This window comes from Glaciecola punicea (genome assembly GCF_001756615.1).
Classification (GTDB): domain Bacteria; phylum Pseudomonadota; class Gammaproteobacteria; order Enterobacterales; family Alteromonadaceae; genus Glaciecola; species Glaciecola punicea.
Genome location: NZ_LZXY01000014.1, coordinates 20,651 through 38,975, shown reverse-complemented (window position 1 = coordinate 38,975; position 18,325 = coordinate 20,651). Strand labels below are relative to the sequence as shown.

General features: G+C 43.6%; 16 protein-coding genes. 4 read left to right on the top strand and 12 right to left on the bottom strand.

The genetic code is table 11. The annotated features are described in order from the left end of the window. The first annotated feature begins 220 nt into the window (after positions 1 to 220). Complete coding sequence (locus tag BAE46_RS13300; RefSeq protein WP_070113213.1) at positions 221 to 991, top strand: GntR family transcriptional regulator; 771 nt, start codon at positions 221 to 223, stop codon at positions 989 to 991. Between the two features lie 124 nt (positions 992 to 1,115). On the opposite strand, the gene BAE46_RS13295 is transcribed toward BAE46_RS13300, so the two are convergent. The 5 genes from BAE46_RS13295 to BAE46_RS13275 form a co-directional block, all read right to left on the bottom strand. Beyond that, positions 1,116 to 1,808 carry a hypothetical protein gene (locus BAE46_RS13295; RefSeq protein WP_070113211.1) on the bottom strand — a complete coding sequence of 231 codons (693 nt, stop codon included), beginning with the start codon at positions 1,806 to 1,808 and terminating at the stop codon, positions 1,116 to 1,118. A 116-nt stretch (positions 1,809 to 1,924) separates the two neighbouring features. Next, positions 1,925 to 3,298 carry an amidase gene (locus BAE46_RS13290; protein WP_244885022.1) on the bottom strand — a complete coding sequence of 458 codons (1,374 nt, stop codon included), beginning with the start codon at positions 3,296 to 3,298 and terminating at the stop codon, positions 1,925 to 1,927. Then, positions 3,295 to 4,725: a phenylacetate--CoA ligase family protein gene (locus BAE46_RS13285; RefSeq protein ID WP_070113209.1), complete on the bottom strand. Its 1,431-nt coding sequence runs from the start codon at positions 4,723 to 4,725 to the stop codon at positions 3,295 to 3,297. Before BAE46_RS13285 ends, BAE46_RS13290 begins: the two co-directional genes overlap by 4 nt. A gap of 12 nt (positions 4,726 to 4,737) precedes the next feature. Then, positions 4,738 to 6,132, bottom strand: a complete 1,395-nt coding sequence (locus BAE46_RS13280; protein ID WP_070113207.1) for an MmgE/PrpD family protein — start codon at positions 6,130 to 6,132, stop codon at positions 4,738 to 4,740. Beyond that, a complete protein-coding gene (locus BAE46_RS13275; RefSeq protein ID WP_070113205.1) occupies positions 6,122 to 7,660 on the bottom strand; it encodes an MmgE/PrpD family protein in 1,539 nt (512 codons plus the stop codon). The genes BAE46_RS13280 and BAE46_RS13275 overlap by 11 nt, the downstream gene beginning before the upstream one ends. Positions 7,661 to 7,758: 98 nt before the next feature. Between BAE46_RS13275 and BAE46_RS13270 the strand changes: the two genes are divergently transcribed. Continuing rightward, entirely contained in the window at positions 7,759 to 8,526 is a 768-nt protein-coding gene (locus BAE46_RS13270; protein WP_070113203.1) for a GntR family transcriptional regulator, read from the top strand. A 392-nt stretch (positions 8,527 to 8,918) separates the two neighbouring features. On the opposite strand, the gene BAE46_RS13265 is transcribed toward BAE46_RS13270, so the two are convergent. From BAE46_RS13265 to BAE46_RS13235, 7 genes are all read right to left on the bottom strand, one after another. After that, a complete protein-coding gene (locus tag BAE46_RS13265; RefSeq protein ID WP_070113201.1) occupies positions 8,919 to 10,325 on the bottom strand; it encodes an aldehyde dehydrogenase family protein in 1,407 nt (468 codons plus the stop codon). A gap of 121 nt (positions 10,326 to 10,446) precedes the next feature. After that, entirely contained in the window at positions 10,447 to 11,484 is a 1,038-nt protein-coding gene (locus tag BAE46_RS13260; protein ID WP_070113287.1) for a nitrilase-related carbon-nitrogen hydrolase, read from the bottom strand. 3 nt (positions 11,485 to 11,487) lie between these two features. Further along, the gene (locus BAE46_RS13255) at positions 11,488 to 11,790 is read right to left on the bottom strand and encodes a DUF1330 domain-containing protein (protein WP_070113199.1); all 303 of its coding nucleotides are present in this window, start codon (positions 11,788 to 11,790) and stop codon (positions 11,488 to 11,490) included. Positions 11,791 to 11,929: 139 nt separating this feature from the next. Continuing rightward, on the bottom strand, positions 11,930 to 12,154 hold the full coding sequence (locus BAE46_RS13250) for a hypothetical protein (RefSeq protein ID WP_070113197.1): 225 nt from the start codon (positions 12,152 to 12,154) through the stop codon (positions 11,930 to 11,932). An 11-nt stretch (positions 12,155 to 12,165) separates the two neighbouring features. Continuing rightward, positions 12,166 to 13,671 carry an FAD-dependent oxidoreductase gene (locus tag BAE46_RS13245; RefSeq protein WP_070113195.1) on the bottom strand — a complete coding sequence of 502 codons (1,506 nt, stop codon included), beginning with the start codon at positions 13,669 to 13,671 and terminating at the stop codon, positions 12,166 to 12,168. A gap of 425 nt (positions 13,672 to 14,096) precedes the next feature. Further along, positions 14,097 to 14,912, bottom strand: a complete 816-nt coding sequence (locus tag BAE46_RS13240; protein WP_070113193.1) for an alpha/beta fold hydrolase — start codon at positions 14,910 to 14,912, stop codon at positions 14,097 to 14,099. A 30-nt stretch (positions 14,913 to 14,942) separates the two neighbouring features. Continuing rightward, positions 14,943 to 16,400 (bottom strand): FAD-dependent oxidoreductase, encoded by a 1,458-nt coding sequence (locus BAE46_RS13235; protein WP_070113191.1) that lies wholly within the window; start codon positions 16,398 to 16,400, stop codon positions 14,943 to 14,945. Positions 16,401 to 16,742: 342 nt separating this feature from the next. Between BAE46_RS13235 and BAE46_RS13230 the strand changes: the two genes are divergently transcribed. Continuing rightward, complete coding sequence (locus BAE46_RS13230) at positions 16,743 to 17,651, top strand: VOC family protein (RefSeq protein ID WP_070113189.1); 909 nt, start codon at positions 16,743 to 16,745, stop codon at positions 17,649 to 17,651. Further along, complete coding sequence (locus BAE46_RS13225) at positions 17,648 to 18,313, top strand: hypothetical protein (protein WP_070113187.1); 666 nt, start codon at positions 17,648 to 17,650, stop codon at positions 18,311 to 18,313. The genes BAE46_RS13230 and BAE46_RS13225 overlap by 4 nt, the downstream gene beginning before the upstream one ends. The last annotated feature ends 12 nt before the right edge of the window (positions 18,314 to 18,325 follow it).

Below are 18,325 nucleotides of genomic sequence, written 5' to 3'. Positions count from 1 at the left end.
TATAATGTACTATCAATAGACCTTTAAGTCATGGGTTAACTAATAATTAACATCTTCTAATCAGTACATTTTGATAAATAGCAAAGTCATCAAGGGAGAAATAATGGTGATTTGAATCTAAACCATGTAAATTGCGTATAAGAATATTATTTCCTTATAGCTTTAGATACATTAACCTATTGATAAAGCATTATTCACTATTTTGGAGTATTTTCTGTACATGCCGCTAGACTCTCAATTTCCTTTTTTAATCGATACTACGCTTGGCGAATCGTCCCCTACGCCGCTTTACTATCAGCTTTACAAACTACTAAAGCAGAATATAGTAAACGGTACACTCGATTATGGTATGCAGTTGCCTACTGAGCTTCAGCTTTCAAAAAAGTTTGATGTTTCTAGGATCACAGCCAAGCGTGCATTAGACGAGCTCGCTGCCGAAGGCTTAGTAGCGCGTAAACGAGCCAAAGGAACTCACGTTACCCATAAATATGAGCCAAAACCCATCAAAGCACCACTTATTGGGATGCTCCAAGAGCTTGAGTTTATGGGACAGCACTCACATGCCAAAGTACTGGATGCCGCGACCATACATCCCCCTAGAGAAATTGCAGCAGAATTTAAGTTGAAGAACAAAGAACCATTGCTGCAAATGACAAGGGTAAGAAGCAGGGGCAAAGAAATATTTGCTTATTATACAAGTTGGAGTAAAGGTTTAGAAAAACATATCGATACAAATATGTTAGAAAGCACTACAAGGCTTCAAATTTTCAAAATGAACGGTATAGATATAAAACGCGTCAAGCAAATGCTAAGCGCGGAAGCTGCAAGCGTAGAGATTGCAAAAGCGTTAGATGTTGAGCCGGGTTATCCGTTATTAACCTTAATTAGACGCTCTTTTGATAAGAATGAAAATTTAGTCGATTATTTACATGCTCGTTATCATCCCGAACGTTTTCAATATTATATGGATTTAACACCAGAGGGAGTTTAGATTCGATTAGTTTAGCGACAAAGTGTATGAAGAACCTCTCACGAGTAAGAATTCACGCAAAAGAAAGATAAAAAATAAGCGCTTAATAGCGCTTATTTTTTGCGTAAGTTTTATACTAACGAAATTAAATGGGTTTAACGGCACCAAAGAATGCTACCGTTAATATTGCTATCCAGTAAAAGTAAGCTAAGCTACGGCCAAATCGAATAGATTTATCAAGAATCGCTTCCGTTGTAGAGTTGTCGCCCGGCTCAGCCAGCTTGCGAAATAGTAATGTCCATTCACGCATAATAAAACGAAGTTTTAAACCAATCATTAGCGTGATAGCATATATAAAAATTTTAATAGAAAACCACTTTTGACCATCTTCAGCGCTAAATGGACCATCTCCAAATAACGACCACGCACTTGTTATTATAAGTGCTGGTATTACGATAAAGCGGATGTATTCGTCTAATTTAGTCAGTACAAGACCTTTGTCGCTTTCACGGTAAATGAAAGCGCTCCAACATAAACCTAACCAGAAAGCGAAGAACACCCACATACCTACCAACCAAGCACCACCTAAAGGCTGTATGCCCCAAATATGACCCATATGTAAACCTAGGGGCAATAGCATAATAATGCCTGTTCTGGCCAGAATATCGATTCTGTAGGCAGTTTCCATGTGCCTGCGTCTTTCATCCATCGCTAGCTTTTGATTTATAACGTTATACGAGGTTTGAAATACTCCCCATTCCCCGCCTAACCAATACACCATAGCAACAATGTGTAACCATCGTAATATGGGCAGTTCATACATTTCTATAAAAGACATATTGTGACCTTAACTGTGTAATGTGCTTAGGATCAGTCAATATCTATTTCTTAAACCACAATTATTGTTTGAGATATCAGATTAACGAGTCACATTAAAACTGACATTGATAAGTGTCAAAAACGGGAATTGGTAGAATGAGATTTTATATTTTCAGACAGTTGATATTTAAATTGAGTGACTTGTTGCCACCGCTGGGCTATTTGCAATAGGCTCTTATCACTCATTTTTGGGCCCACAATTTGTATTCCAGCGGGTAATTCATGATCACTTAACATCGGCATTGACACCGCAGGCAGACCGGCTTGGTTAGCAAGATTGGTTAAATCGGCCTGATTGCTGGGCACCGCTTCGGCAAATGAAAACGCTCGCTGAGGAGTTGTAGGAAGCAGCAAGTAACCCCCATTTTCGAATAAGCCTCGGCCAAATACCTCGGCTTGGTCAAGCACGCGTTCACACGCCATTATATCCATCGGGCTTTTAGTTTCTATAAATGACAGCATAGACTGCATGTAAGGCGAGAACTTACTGCGGTGATTAGCCCAATCATAGGCATGTTCAACGCGCATATCCGCCTCACAAATAAGCAAGCCAGCTCTTCGGGCGGCGGCAAAGTTATAATCAGCAAAAGAGAAGGTGTTAATTTTATAACCCAAATCTTTAAATACCGTTATGTTGCGTTCAAAATCTTCAATAATGTCGCGTGCTACGCCTAGTGCTGATAAATCATCGGGCACCATCATTACCATGGGGCTTTGAATCTGAGAATTTGCGAATGAGTGGCTAGTATCCGAAAGTGGATTTAAGCGGTCGTAGCCACTTATTATCGACATGCATAGCATTAAATCATTGGCTGAACGAGCAATGGGGCCTATATTGTCCATTATTCGACTACATACAACACTGCCGTGATTGCTCACCAAGCCCTTCGTTGGTTTAAACCCGAACACACCGCAATAAGACGCGGGAATTCTAACCGAGCCCATGGTGTCTGTGCCTAATGCTATAGAGACCATACCGGCGGCAACAGCGGCACCTGAACCGCCTGAAGAACCGCCCGGCGTATAGCCGCTTTTGTGTGGATTGATGCAGTTCCCAAAGTATTCATTTTGGTTTGTTGCGCCAAGTGCCCCCTCATGCATATTGAGTTTACCTAGAAAGCTTGCGCCCGCGCGGCGTAACTTTTGCGCTACGAAAGCATCGCTTGTAGCCATTCTACCCACCCTGGTTTGCATGCCTGCGGTAGTAGCGTAGCCACTCACATCAATGTTGTCTTTTATCGCCACACCTAGCCCGGCTAATTCGCTTTGCTGGTTTTGCGAAAATGCGGTACTGCCTTCGGCAATTGAAATAAACGCATTAATAGCAGGATTGGTTTTTTCAATCCATGCTAACTGCTGTGCAACAATTTCAGATGCGCTAATTTTACCCGATTTAACCAAGCTAATGTGGGCGGTTAAATCGAGTTCTAGTAGTGATAAATCTATCATTTAAAACGTTCATCAAGCAAGCGAATAGGTTTTTGGCGAACATCAACCTGAGTCATAGCAGTTAAATCGCCCTCAGACACAAGCTCTACAAGTACTGCAATGCCTATTTTACGTTTTAGAAGCTCTTGATATATCTCTAGTAAACTGTCTCTTTGCTCAATAGGCGTGCTCACTTCGGCGTACACAATCATGTTGTCGCGACCTTTGGCGTCTCGAACGGCTTTACATACAAACTCGCCTAAAAATTCAGGGCGCTCGTCAAGCATAGGGCCCACGCCTTGTGGATAAATATTGATGCCTCTTAGTTTTACCATATTGTCGGAGCGGCCCATAAAGCCCTTAATGCGCTTAAACGGCAGCCCCATCTTATTTTCACCGGCGAGTTCTTGCGTAATATCGTGAGTATTAAAGCGAATAATAGGATATACATCATCTTTATATAAGCAGGTCACGACCATATTGCCGGTTTCACCTTGTTTAACAGGGGTGTTAGTTTCGGTGTCGAGTAGCTCTAAATAGTGTGCGTCTTCCCACACGTGCATACCGTCGTGATCAGGGCCTTCTGCCGCAATGGTACCGGTATCACCCACGCCATACCAATCGAATAATTCAGGGTTTCCCCATAGCTTTGCAATGGTGTCTCTGCCTTCCATGCCTAGGTGACCAATAATCATGTCAATTTTTATATCTTTGCCGGGCACCAAGCCTTCTTCTTTCGCCACATCGGCCAAGCGTTTAATGTAATCTACAAAACCTACTAGTACATTTACGCCAAAGGTTTTCATCAGGTTAACTTGCTGTACAGAGCGCGTTTCTACCCCTGTGCCAGCCGATAAAAACATCGAGTTAGTGTAGCGTGTGACGGCTTCTCTTATGTAGTGACCGCCATTAATCATACCATGGCCATAGCAAGACTGGATGGTTGAGCCGGGCTTTAAACCCATAAAACGATATGAACGACCTACTAACAGCGACTGTATTTCTCTACTCTTAGGGCCAAATAACAAGGGTTGAGGTGTGCCTGTTGTACCACTCGTGGTATGAAAAACGATCGGTGGACGCTGTTCAACAGGGATATTATCCATGCCGTGAAAGTCTCCTATTGGTGGATACTTTTCAACACTGTCCATAATGTCAGACTTTGAAATAATAGGCAGTTTTTCAATGTCTGCTAGGCTTTTTATATCACTGGGCTTTACATTCGCATTGCCCCAAATACGCTGATAAAAAGGGATTTCCCATGCGCGTTTAATCACCTGCATGAAACGCTCGTTTTGCATCTCATGTAAGGTTGCTTTGGACATGCCTTGATACATCTTAGTAAACTTTTGGCCGATTGGATATTGCGCCAACATCTCCTGATAGTCGAATGACTCATAGTAAGTAGGATATTCTGCTTGAGTTTGATCTAATGCGTTCTGGTTCATGGTAGTTAAAGCCTAATGTTTGCTAAATTTATGTATTAGCTGACCAATATCTTCTATACCGTCAAGTTCGTCTATGAGATTTGTCAATTCACTAATTTGCTCATCACAAAAGCTCACAGCAGCGCTTTTACAGGCGGCCTCAAATTTTATTAACTGTGCATTTCTGGTGAGGGGTTTTAAGGGGTTACCTAAAATATGCGGTAAATCTATGCTAAACATCTGCCCGTTTTTATGCGTTACAGCCACGGTCACAGGCGCAAGCGCATTGGGATTGTCGCAGTCGTTTAGTTGCGTCGTAACTTTTTTAGCCAAAGCCAAACGCTCGCGATCTTGCAGTTTTTCTGGTTCAAAATCTTCAACCGTAATGTTGCCCGTTAATAACGCGGTTGCGGCAATATAACCGTTACATAATTTAGCGTAGCTTGGGGTCATGTTGTCTTTTACAGGTCGCCCTACTAGCCTATTAATGAGCGGCGTTGCACTAACTGTTATGGTAACAATTTGATCAAGGGCAAAATTGTGTTCTTGTTGCAATGTTAACAAACCGTCAGCAGTGCCGTGTCCGGCTCTTCCGGTGGGAAAAGGCTTATGGCTCACCTGCTCAATTTGAAACTCTTTGCCTAACTTTGACAGTAGCGGACTTAGATCGAAGGTATCTTCAAATAGATTAAAATAGCCAAAGGGGCCTTCTAAAATATCTTTAGGGCCTTCAAACCCAGCTCGTGCTAAATCTAGCGCGCGAATAGCGGCCTGTGAATTCAGGCCAATTTGCATCGCCAGCATGGGTGAACCCTCAATATGTGCCTGCATAGTGCCACTTAATTGGCTGTAGGCAATTCCTAAGGCATTTTGGGTCGTGTTTTTATCCAGCGACAACATGGCGCAGATCCCCGCTGCTGCGCCTAAACAGCCGCATACCGAAGGCCTAAAAAACTTAAGGCCAGAGGTGGCCGACTGCCCTATTAAAGTGGCCACATCTACACCAATAATCACGCCTAAAAGAAGCTGCTTACCAGATACTTTATGCAACTGCCCATAGGCCATAAGCGCCGACAGTATGACCGCCATAGGATGCACAACCGCAGGCTCATGCACGCAGTCCCACTCTTGATTATGAATTTGATAGCCATTAACAATTGCTGCTGACGCCGCGGGCAACCACTCGCCCGTAGCCCATACTTGCGCTTGTTTGGCATCTCCCCACTGCGATACCGCTTGTTTAACTTGCTGTACTTGCGCTATACGAGAACCACTTAAGCCCACGCCAATAGAATCGAGAATAAAGGTTTTAGCGGCTAATATAGTCGCTTCGTTTAGGCTGCTGTAGTGCGTGTTAATTACGTGGTGAACAACCCGCTCTATAGCGCTCAGTTTATGTGTTTGCGTATTGGCTTTATTAGACGTCATTAGTATTGGCTTCAAAATTAAATAGCTGCGTTAGAGTATGAATGCTGGTGTTTTGTGACCAATTAAAGTGACACAGCGATTGAATATTGCGTTGCCCCATACCGGAGGTTTGTAGCAGCATAGTAGCTTTTTGATTCAGTTGAGCGTTTGATAATGGCCGCTCAGGGTCGCCTAAGGTGTCTTGTAATGCAACACTCAGAAGCCTTGAATTATGCAGCTGCAAGGTACATTTAACGCCAAAGTGTTGAGGATATTTGTCTTGTATGGCTTGATTAGTGCTAATGCTCACTTTTTTGCGAAGCATTGCAATATCACTGTTATTGAAAGCACCCGGTGAATAATGCGCTAGCTCTGGGTTTCCCCACATTACAATAGCTGATAGCGCATGTTGAATGCTAAATTTCGCTTCTAGTTCAGTTTCGGGGTTTGGTTTGTCGCAAAAAATCATAGCGTCTTTATAAACGTCCACGTGAATAGACTTTATTTGTGCAAGTAAATCTGCGCCAGGTGTTAGCTGGTGTTGCTCGAAAATAGTGAGCACGGCGTCTATTGCAGGGTGGGCGTGCCTGCATGCGGGCCAAGGTTTGAAACTGCAGTCGTACATTCGCCAGTTGTGGTGATTTATTGAACCGGCGCCACTACCCTGGTTAATATTATTAGCAATATTAGTGTGCTCAAGACTATCACCGCTATTTGCACTGACAGCGTTTTCACTGCTATGGGCACTATCAGTAATTTGAATATTCATTGCGCTTGGACGCTCATATATTGCATCACTAGACATCGCGCTAAAAACACCTTGCGGCCCTTCCAAAATAAACTCAGGACCACTGAGACCTTGGCTGGCTAAAATGGCAGCCATTGCCCCGCTTCGCGCCGACTCTGAATTATGCCATTGTTTGGTCAGCACTTTTTCATTTCTCATTTGCCATAAACCGCCGGTTTTACTGCCTGCGTTGCCTAAGGCCCAAACCGTTTGTTGTTGATCAAGCTTTAATAATGAACACACTGCCATGGCGGCACCTAAAGATCCGCATGTAGCCGTATTATGAAAGTACTTGTAATGACTTTGACCAATAATCTGGCCTAGCCAAATAGTCACTTCATAGCCTTTAATAACGGCGGTGAGAAAATCTTGTAGATTTGCATCAATATGCTCGGCTATTGCTAAAGCGGCTGGAATAACCACCGGACCAGGATGTAATATAGAGCTACGATGAATATCGTCCATCTCAAGTACATTGCCCAGCGCGCCGTTGTGACTAAGTGCGTCTTGCCACTGGCATTTACGACCGCCAATAGCGGTGCATTTTTGATTTTCGCTATCTATGGTCTTTGATGCATTATTGTGTGTACTAAAATCAATGAGAGAATTGTAAATGGTACCCGCTTGGGAAATTCTTCCTAAGCTAGAACACGCAATCCAATCCAATATATGCTGCCCTGCTCGGGACAAATCGCTGGGGTTGACCTTCATTTGCTCAATGTCAATTACACACTGACGAGTTAGTGAATGATTCGTTGGCAAGATAAAATTAATCCTATACTCTGCTATTTGTACGGACATATTTATAGCAGGTTAACACTATTTGTTCGAGTCAATTTGAAAATATATGGCATCTATAAATGACTAAAATCAATTCAGCGAAATCTACAGCGAATAAGCTCAAGATACCGAAGTACCAAAAAATTGGTGAAACACTAGTGAATCAAATACTCTCTGGTGAATACGCCATTGATACCTTATTACCCACTGAAAAGCAGCTGTGCTTTCAGTTTAGCATAAGTCGCCATACTGCAAGGGAAGCTTTAAGGTATGCAGAAAAATGCGGATTGGTAGAACGCAAACAAGGTTCAGGCACTTTAGTTAAGCGTAACGAAATGCCAGAGCAAATTAATCACTTCGTTAATTCGGTGAATGATTTGCTTCAGTTTGGTCAGCATACCAAGTTTGAAGTGAAAACGAGTGACTTGGTCGCCGTTGATATTGAACTAGCGAACTTGCTTAACATAGGTACCAGCGAGCTATGCCTGTACATTGGCGGGGTACGAGTTGAAGCTCATGATAAAAAACCCATTTGCTTTTCGCACATATACAGACGGCCTCATGCAGATCAATATGATGAAGCATTCAAAGACACCAAAACAGCCATTTATGCGATCATGGAAGTACTACGCAGCAGTAATATTGGCAAAATAGAACAACATACAGACGCCTGTTTATTGCCTGAGTCCCTGGCTTATCAGCTTGACGCGCCTGCAAATAGTGCTGCTATGAAAATTACACGCCGTTACTACTGCAGCAATTTAGATGAAATTTTGTTAGTGTCACAGAGCATTTATCCAGCTAAACGGTTTAGCCTTTCTAGCGTGTTATATCCTAATAGCAAGTGAATTTTTTACCAACCGTTGCTATCAATACTTACAATTTAAATACTAATGCCTGTAGCGGTTGGGGTAGCTACTGTTGCTAATAGGCGACGGTAACCATAGTTAAGTTGATTTTCATGTCCGTCATTTTACGCGTTTTGGCGCCACTTTGAATGATGTTCAACTAGGGGATTTAGCCGACTACTTAATTGTTAGTTAGGATACGATCCGAGAGCACGCAAATTCATTGAGTAAAGAGCGCGATCAAGCGATTAACGGGCTAGACTATTAAATATGGATAGCTCATCTATCTAAGATAATGCCCGATTAACAGCGCTCAAAGATTCAGAGCTTGATACCTTCCTGCACCATTAATTTCAACTCAATTCAGCGCTAGCTGAGGTTTTATACCTTAGTTAAAACCACCAAGGCGAAGGTACGCCCGTATTTCTAATAATGGCTTTTTTGCGAATAAAGCGTCGAATAGATTCAGCGCCCATGCGTGAGCCGCCTAAGCCTGAATACTTAAAGGATTGCTTTTCCGCTTCATGGATGAGTCCGGTTAACGATGCGTCATTAATGCTAATGCCGCCTACTTCAAGTTTTTCAGCAATGCCCATAGCATAGTCTACATCTTTACTGAACACCGCCGCGGATAAACCAAACTCAGAATCGTTCGCACGTTTTATGGCCTCTTCGTCTGAGTCAACCACGTTTACCACTAAGATGGCGGCAAAAGTTTCTTCATTCATTATTTTCATGTCGGGGCTAACATTGGTTAACACGGTGGGTTGACAATATTGTCCGCCGCCGAGTTCAACTACCTCGCCGCCGCATAAGACCTTGGCACCTTTGGCTTTAGCATCGCTTAGCTGCGCTTTTACAATTCCCACTTGGCTGGCCGAAATAATAGGGCCTACCTGACCTGCTTTTAAATCAGGGTAGTTATGTTTAAGCTGCTTTACGCAATCAACCAGTTTAGTTAAAAACGCTTGAGCAACATCTTTGTGTACATAGGTGCGCTCTAGTGACATACACGACTGACCCGCATTTACCATACTGCCCCAACAAAGCGCTTTAGCGGCAATGTCTAAGTCGGCGTTAGCGCACACTATTGCGGCGTCTTTACCGCCTAGTTCTAAAAATGCGGGAATGAAGCGTTTCGCACAGGCTTCTCCCACTTTACGTCCAGTGGGCACGCTGCCCGTAAAACATAGCGAATCGACTTCATTAAGTACCGCTTGGCCAACATCTCCAGCGCCAGTTACAACGGCAAATACGGATTGGAGTTCAGGCACCAAATTAATTACCTTTTGAAGCGGCTCAACAAATCGTGAGGTCACTTCACTGGGCTTTAATAAAACAGCGCTGCCGGCAAGTAAAGCCGGAATAATATCAACCAGCGACAATAATAACGGGAAATTCCAAGGGCTTATTGCGCCCACTAAGGTGTAGGGTAAATAACGTTGCTGCAGTTCAATAAAGGGAATTTCAGCTAAGCGCGATGCACCTGTATCAAGTAAAGGTGGGGCTTGCTTACACCACCGTTGAATAGTACTTACCGTTACATCAACTTCTAACACCGATTCGCTTAAACGGCCTGTATCGTTAACCAACGCTGCCACTAATGCGTCTTTACGATTAGCTAACTCATCAGCAAAACGAAGCATTACTTTTATGCGCCCCTGTATACCGATTTGCCACCAGTAGCTATGGTTTTTGCGCAATGTTTTTGCTATATCGGCCACTTCTTGCTGACTAAACACAGGCACATTAAAGTCTTCTTTTCCCGAACGTGGGTTATTCATTGCTAAGGTTTTCATGGTAATTTATTCACACCTTGTTGCTGTAACTCTCTTATTGCACTTGTGTGGGGCAATTACATGCGCCACACAAGTGCATTCTTTTAATCTACCTGCACGCCGCTACCTTTGCTTAGGCACTTTATTTGATTACGCCCTTTTCACGCAGCGCATTAATAGTGTCAACCTGCGTTTGCATAAAATGACTGCGTTGGGGCACGTGGTATTTATTGTCTTTATCAAGCATAGAGTTGGCTGGATATACTGATTTATTGTACGTTGACGCGAAAAGCTCATTGCGTTGGCGCGACAGTATATTGCCCATACCCGGTTTGTTTCGGTAGCGCCTAAGTGCATCAATATCAATTTCAGCATTTGCCACCATCGACTCACCTGTAGCAGCTTCACACATTACGCGGCCTTTGAAGTCTACTAACTTAGACAAGCCATCGGTAGATTCTGCCGGAAAATCGATATCGGCAATACCGGCTGTATTTGACGAAACAACGTAGCATAAGTTTTCAACTGCTCGCGCACGCTTAGCAATATCTTTGGGCGTGAGCTCAGTTGAAGACACTTCAGAGGTGCTGTGCAGTATTACTTCCGCGCCTCGCATCGCTAAGCATCGGGTAATTTCAGGATACAGAATCTCTTCAGATGCAACACAGGCTAAATTACCCAGCTCAGTGCTAGCAACGGGAAATAAAGAGTCTTCGCCGTACACGTCTAAGTACTCGTTTAATACATCATGTGGTGTGGGTGCAAACATTGACACTAAGCGTCGGTAGCGCAAAATAGTCTCGCCACTAGAGTCAATAATAAAAGAGGTTTGGAAATACAGATCAGTAAAATGATCATCTAATTCATATACGTTACCCGACAAGAAAACTTGATTCTGTTGGGCAATTTCCGCGAGCTTTTCATATTCAGGCCCAGTTGCCGAAATAGCGCCTTTTTCGCGCCATTCAGGGAGTGATTCGCCCATCGGAAAGCTGGTTAAAAAATACTCGGGCAACACCACCAGTTTAACGCTTGGGCCAATAAAGCCTTTACTGCCATTTAGATGACGACCAACTCTATCAATATTTTCAAATATTTTGGCTCTAGAGTCGGCCACGTTTAACTTATTTATAGCAAAGCAGCGCGTTTGCAAGGCAAGGCTCGTGTAGGCAATCGACATCATTTATTCCTTATTACTGGCTGGTAAACCATCTACTAGCATTACGTTAAATACGCCAGCATTTTCACGCAGCGTTTTAGCTCGTGTATACTCTGGCGAATGCCAAAAATCGTGAACGGCTTGTTTGTCTGGCCATTGAGAAATAACCGTGCTCTTAGGGTCAAAATCACCTTCAAGCAGCTCAGGTTTGCCCATGGCCAAATATTTACCGCCAAATTTTTGCACTAAGGGCGGAACAACAGTGGTATAGGCTTTAAATTTATCCCAATCTTCTACCGTGCCTTGAATTATCAAATATGCACTCATGTTTTTTTCCTTATATTCGCGCCAAAATAATGTATCAAAAAATAGCTTTCAAGGGCCTTGTTATTGTAAATGCCAGTGAACCTTTTTGATCTTTCGCAATTGTATGTCCCTGTAAGATTTTGCAAACATGCACTCATTTTTAGCGTTGATCCATTTTTTCTTTTCGGGAAAATAGAGATTTCGCAAGTATTTTTAACACGCTGAGTTTAAAACACATTTTGAATACTTGTATGGCTTCTACCGCGCCTATAATTGTTTCACAAGGCATGGTGCCGGCAATGCCGTGTAAAACGATAGTGTCGCCTACTGCTTCTGCACTTTCTATGCGCACACCCATTTTCATAGCAACACTTTTAACTTGCATACACGTATCCCCTAATCCCAGCTTTTCTGTTTGGCTGCGTTTTTACCTGCCGCGCGGCCCGATATCATAGCTTCGGTTAAATAACTGCCATTTTGATACAAGTTTGAAAACATTGAACCAAGCTCACCCGCTTCATATAAACGCGATATTGCATGTCCACTAGGTGTTAATACTTCAGACTCGATATTACGTCTACCTCCTCCGCCTGTGCACACCACTGCCGGTACAATTTTAACCGCATAAAAAGGCGCTTTAGCAATAGGCTGCAGGGTAATTGGAATGCGATTAAATTCATCGTCTTGGCCTGCCTTACATGCATCATTATACTTTTGCACCTCGGCGGTCACCTCGCTAATATCGCGGCCAATTAGCTCTGCAAGTGCTTCAATACTGTCGGCTTTACTAATAATACCTTGCTCAATTTCTACCTGATTATCGTCACTCCAATCAAGGTTTTCGGCGGCTATGTTCCACGTGGAGGCTTTGAGTGCTAAGCAGTTATATTCACGCGTAGTTTCATCAAATATCATGTGAATAGGGCCGGCGTTAATATGCGGCGTGTCTACCCAATGCTTATGTTTTTTCTCTTTATAATGGGTTAATTGGAGCTCGGCTGTTTCGTTGTAGAAACGTTTATTGTCAGCCGCAATTTCTATCCAGCTGTAGCTTTGCCAGAATAAGTTACGTAAGAAGACAGTTTTATAACCGGGAATTTGGAGACCCGGCCATATTCCACCAGACTGTCCTTTGTTTCGCATATGCCACATATCCGCGCCTGCTTTTTGCAAAATATGAATGCCGTCACCGGTGTTTGCGGGGTTTCCTAATGGATGAAGCTCTTCGTAACCACAATAGTTACGCTGCATGTCTAAGTTGGCTTCAAAGCCGCCCACGGCCATGACCACACCGCGCTTTGCCTTGATGCTTTTTTTAACGCCATTTTGCTCAATAATTGCGCCAAATACTTCTAGCGTGTCAGGGTCTTGGACCAAATCAGTTACCGGCGACTCGTATAGGATCTCAACCGGACGAAGATCAATATTCTTTTTAAACGCCAACCATACGCCTGCCGGTATTGGCAGTATCGTGGCGGTATAGGTTACTGCGTCGGCAGCGCCTAATTCTGGGAATTCTAGTACCGCTTCGCGCTCGGTAAAACCAGTGCCTTTAATGTATTGCGCGCCGGCTTGCGTGGCTCTTGCTTGGATCCACGGCTCTAACTGCGACATGCGCAAGGCCCATTCATCTAGCATATCTTCGGGAATAGGGTTTGAGGTGCTCATAGACTTTTGATAGGCTTTAAGCGCGGTGGGATTTTTCGCAATCAGCAATGATTGTCCAGATGCGCGTGAGTTGCCACCCGCATATTTCTCTGGATTTTTTTCACAGATTGTGACTTTTACATTCGGGTCGGTGTCTAGTGCTTCAATGGCGGCGCTTGCGCCAGCCAAACCGAAGCCTAAGATCAATATGTCTGTTTCTAAATCCCACTGCTTAACTGATGATAAACTCGCCACAATAATCGCTTCACTATATAAAATACTAAATTTTGCTTACCCCATGAAACCACTGTTTTTATGCTAAAAGTCATATCATCATTAAACGAGAAATTGACCCTATGCGGCTTAACGCACTCTAGCTTGTAAAAATTGAGGTAGGCTAGGTTTTGCGTGTATATACCTTTATCAAAAAAACATATGCTAGCGAACAAGGTTTTATGTAACCTTTGCGAAACGCTTTCAACATCATCGCTAATTTAGCAACAATTAAAGAACCAGATATGACATTTATCAAAACAACTGAATATTAGCAACAATTTTAAAGGACGTAGATTCTCGTGTTATGAAAACAATAAATGAAACTGTTGAGTTACAAAGAAACTAAGCAACATCAACTGAGCCATAGTAGCTAGCGTGTTAAGCGTCTGATTGCTATCGGCTAACTACTCATCTTCATGCTTATTTAGAAATGACAATATTTCTTTGGCTACGGCATCTGGATGGGCATCTAAAAATCCCGCTCCCCATTGTGGGTAGTCCACTCGCACGTTTTTGTTCATCAAGTTATCCACACGCAAGGTGTATTTTTGCAAGTCGTCGTGTAAATTCATCACCATTATTGCTTGCGTTAACATTGGCAGTTGCTGTTGATAAGTCGCGCTTGCGTCAAATGCGGCGAAATGACCCCATTCATATTTTTCACCACCTCTAAGGGTTTCAGCCAACGATTGCGCGCACATTTCTAAGGTCATACCCTGGCCACGATGAAAAATAATCCGCTCCCACATGGTCCTAAACCTTGTGCCTTCTTCATTTAGGGGCAGAGTGGCGTACTGCTCATGAAAATCAGCCACCTCGGTTGGCGTAAATATTGGTGCAGATATATTAATGACCTTACGTATTGTCGTTGGCGCTTGTGTGGCAAGTTCTACTGCAACAATTGAACCGGTGTGGTAACCAAAAACGTCTGCACTTTTAATGTCAATCGCCTGCATGACCTGCAGCATGGCCTGTGCATAATTTTTAATAGTGGCTAAAGACGGAGAGGGTGGCGCGCACGATTCGCCATAGCCGGGGTAATCCACCGCAACCACTAAACGCTCTTTCGCCAGCAGCGGCATTATTTGATGAAAAGACCGACTTGATTTTGCAACCATGTGCAAACAAATTAAGGCAGGAATGCCGCTTGGTTCGCCTGCTGTTCGAAAGTGAATTTGGCCAAAATCGCCTTGTGTGAAGTGTCGTCTAACTACTGGCATTTATCTTAACTCCTGTGTGGTTTTATATAGCTAGGCTAAGCGGTCTTGGCCTAACAGGCGCCCGAAAGTGAGCGCGGGTGTGAGCATCATGCCAGGCACAAATCCATTACCAACATTAACGCCGCTGCCGAGTATTTCACCGGCAGCAAACAGATTGGCAATGACCGTGCCATCGGCTTTTAAAACGCGTAGTTTATTATCTACACACAGCCCTATTGATGATGTAGCGCTGTGTCCAATATGGGTGATCGCAAAGTAAGGTGGGGTGTCGATCTTTAAAGGTAGATGCAAACGTCCAAGTGGATCAAAACCGCTTTGTACGGCCGCGTTATACGTTACAACGGTACTTTGCAGGGTATCAGCATCTACGCCAATTTTAGTGGCAAGTGATGCTATTGAATTGGCAACCGAAAACATTTCGTGATTGCCAAAATGCGCGAGCATTTTAGCCTTTGTCCAGCCAGATATGCCAAGCGGAGATGCATCTAAAATTCCTTGATCAAAAACAATACGATAACGCAGTGAGGGCTCTTCAAGCAATGCTTGTTGGCGCTCGAGTATATTGGGCGCATCTTCACGAACAAAACGCTTTGCTGTATCATTCACCCAAATTTCCCATGGCTTGCGCTGATGAGGATCGGTATTGAAACGAGCATAGACCTTGGCCGGAAATTGATTACTAGTAAGGATTGAGCCTGAGCCTGGGCGGTGCAAGTCACCACCGCGTAATACCGCACCGGTGGCGGTGGCTAAGTTCAGCCCGTCGCCACGGGAGAATGGATATGCTGTTGCTGCATAGGCTGGCCGCTTAATTAAACGTTCAAACAGTGCTGGATTCATAGCGTAACCACCGCTAGAGAGTATAGTGCGTTTAGCGCTAAAGCTAATATATTTATTACCCACTTGCGCTTGTGCGCCGATAGTGGCGCCATGGGCATCGGTGCTTAGCAAACTAATGCGCGTATTAAGTAACAGGCTTACTTTTTTTTGTTCAATAAAAGGCGCTACTTCGCGCCGTAAAATGCGTAAAATCGCGCGGCCTTGCTCTTTGTCCCACAAATAGCGAGCAACACTGTAGGCGGCACTATTGCCTTCGCTCGCTATAGGATGATCAGCAAGCGGCGTGAGGCCTCCCTCTAGCAACCAGTTAATGGTGTCGCCTGCATTATCTGCTACAAGCTTCGCTAAGGAAGGGTCGGCCTTGCCGTTAGACAGGCGCATAATATCGTCAAAGTGTTGCTTAGGTGAATCAACAATACCCTTTTTCGCTTGGGTGTGTGTGCCTGCGCCACTTAACTGCCCCGCAGATAAGTGCAATGTGCCGCCAATGTCATTCGCCGCATCAACCAGTAACACCTTTGCGCCGCGCTTTACAGCAAAAATTGCGGCGGTTAATCCAGCGGTGCCAGCGCCAATTATAAGGTAGTCCCATGTTTCCTTTGCAGCCTGATGGGCTAACTCAGCAAAGGCAAAAGTGTCATGTTTCATTTTTTACGCTCATTTCTTGTATTAACATACTCGCTTTTTTTAATCGCGGTACTAAGCTCTGCAATTAACGCTCCAACGACAAAGCGCGCACTTACATCAGCAAATGTAGGCTGATTATGCGCAGCCAAGTTGTGTCTATAAAAATCAAATAAATTGAACTATTACTACTTTAATTCAATGTAATAGTTGTCAAGCTATAGTGTTAAAGTTATATTAATATAACTTTAACAAAACTAATACAAAACTCGGTGTCTAAAAGTTTTCAGTAGCCGGTGATTTATACAGTACGTTAATGTAAACATACTATTTCACGTTATTTATCATATAGATGAGGTTTAAAACATGCTTAAAGCTATTGTCGTAGTGACAATTTTATCATCCAATGTTGAACACTCTGAATCAATATACACGCAGCATCTGGCGTATAATACGGTAGAAAAAGGTGTTATTTCAGAAATACTTGCCGCCAGTTGGGGAGCCGAAAAAGCGGTAGGCGCTCCCTACGTAGTGATGCAGCCTGAAAGTGGAAAATCTGTATTTATACGGTTTGTTGAACAGCCTAACGCCGCAAATTATAAACCAATGCGGCAATTAGGCTGGAACGCGACCGAAATATTAGTCGAAAATCCTGATGAGCTGGCTGAAAAACTACGAAATACCGAATTCAGCATTATTGGCGAACCCGCGTTTCTCACAGAGAAGAAAAACGTAAAAGCATTTCAAGCGCTTGGTCCTGACAACGAACTGCTTTACTTCACCCGTATACTTGACCCCGCAAAGTCGAACTTTGATCTGGGCATGGCCACAAGCTATGTAGACAACGTTTTTATAATGGTCGCTGGCACCCGCAATTTAGCGGCAACCTCTGCGTTCTATCAAGAAAAGCTTGGGAATAAAGTGGCAGGCCCCTACCCTTATCGAATTGACGTATTGTCAAACACTTATAATGCACCTGTTGCAACTACCTATAATATTTCATTAGCGCAAATGCCTTCACAGTTTTTACTAGAACTTGATCAATATCCAATCGAAGCAGCCGCTATTAACAAGCCCCACCAGGGGTTGCCCGCAGGTATCGCTTTAGTGAGCTTCGAATATGAAAATTTAGTCGCATCAAACCTCACTTTTATTACCCCACCGAGCGCAAAAACCGAAGCGCCTTACTATGGACGCATCACCGCCACCATTGAAGGTCTCGACGGCGAACTGATTGAACTGATAAACACTCAACCTCAAGGAAAAAAGCAATGAGCGCTTATGAAATAACGCTACTGATCCATATTATTTTGTTTTGTTACTGGCTGGGCGGTGACGTAGGCGTGTTTTATTCCAGTAAGTTTGTAGTTGACCCAAACCGCAGTCAATCGGGCCGCTTAACGGCCGCTAAAATAATGCTTGATTGTGATTTGTTACCGCGTATTTGCATGAGTTTAACGCTTACCGTGGGCGGACTCCTAAGCTATCAAATGGGCATACAGTATGAGCCATGGTTACTCGCCGCCATCATTCTGCTTGGTCCAATGTGGCTTACAATGGTGCTTACCTTACACTTAGCACACGGCGCTAAGTTTATTCCTGTTTTAACGCGCATCGACTTGTATTTTCGCTGGGCGCTTATTGCTATTATTATTGGGTCTTGTATTTATGCCTACACCAGCGGACGCCTAGCACAAGCGCCTTGGTTAATCGTTAAACTCCTTGGCTTTGCGTTTATGGTGTTTTGCGGCCTAATGATCCGCCTTAATATGGGCGGCTTTATTAATACCTATACAAAACTGCTTTGTAACACCCATACCGACGAAGATAATCAAGCCATGATTAGCAGCCTCAATAGAATGCGCCCTTGGGTGGTGACTATTTGGGTTGTGCTAGTGATTGAAGCTGGCGTTGGTATTGCTAAACCAATGTTTTAATAAGTAAAGGAG

What these genes read in the sequence shown, in the direction of transcription:
- BAE46_RS13255 (WP_070113199.1), bottom strand. Translation starts at nt 11,790, where the DNA reads ATGAGTGCATATTTGATAATTCAAGGCACGGTAGAAGATTGGGATAAA.
- BAE46_RS13280 (WP_070113207.1), bottom strand. Translation starts at nt 6,132, where the DNA reads ATGACGTCTAATAAAGCCAATACGCAAACACATAAACTGAGCGCTATA.
- BAE46_RS13235 (WP_070113191.1), bottom strand. Translation starts at nt 16,400, where the DNA reads ATGAAACATGACACTTTTGCCTTTGCTGAGTTAGCCCATCAGGCTGCA.
- BAE46_RS13265 (WP_070113201.1), bottom strand. Translation starts at nt 10,325, where the DNA reads ATGAAAACCTTAGCAATGAATAACCCACGTTCGGGAAAAGAAGACTTT.
- BAE46_RS13295 (WP_070113211.1), bottom strand. Translation starts at nt 1,808, where the DNA reads ATGTCTTTTATAGAAATGTATGAACTGCCCATATTACGATGGTTACAC.
- BAE46_RS13240 (WP_070113193.1), bottom strand. Translation starts at nt 14,912, where the DNA reads ATGCCAGTAGTTAGACGACACTTCACACAAGGCGATTTTGGCCAAATT.
- BAE46_RS13230 (WP_070113189.1), top strand. Translation starts at nt 16,743, where the DNA reads ATGCTTAAAGCTATTGTCGTAGTGACAATTTTATCATCCAATGTTGAA.
- BAE46_RS13225 (WP_070113187.1), top strand. Translation starts at nt 17,648, where the DNA reads ATGAGCGCTTATGAAATAACGCTACTGATCCATATTATTTTGTTTTGT.
- BAE46_RS13300 (WP_070113213.1), top strand. Translation starts at nt 221, where the DNA reads ATGCCGCTAGACTCTCAATTTCCTTTTTTAATCGATACTACGCTTGGC.
- BAE46_RS13260 (WP_070113287.1), bottom strand. Translation starts at nt 11,484, where the DNA reads ATGTCGATTGCCTACACGAGCCTTGCCTTGCAAACGCGCTGCTTTGCT.
- BAE46_RS13285 (WP_070113209.1), bottom strand. Translation starts at nt 4,725, where the DNA reads ATGAACCAGAACGCATTAGATCAAACTCAAGCAGAATATCCTACTTAC.
- BAE46_RS13270 (WP_070113203.1), top strand. Translation starts at nt 7,759, where the DNA reads ATGACTAAAATCAATTCAGCGAAATCTACAGCGAATAAGCTCAAGATA.
- BAE46_RS13290 (WP_244885022.1), bottom strand. Translation starts at nt 3,298, where the DNA reads ATGATAGATTTATCACTACTAGAACTCGATTTAACCGCCCACATTAGC.
- BAE46_RS13250 (WP_070113197.1), bottom strand. Translation starts at nt 12,154, where the DNA reads ATGCAAGTTAAAAGTGTTGCTATGAAAATGGGTGTGCGCATAGAAAGT.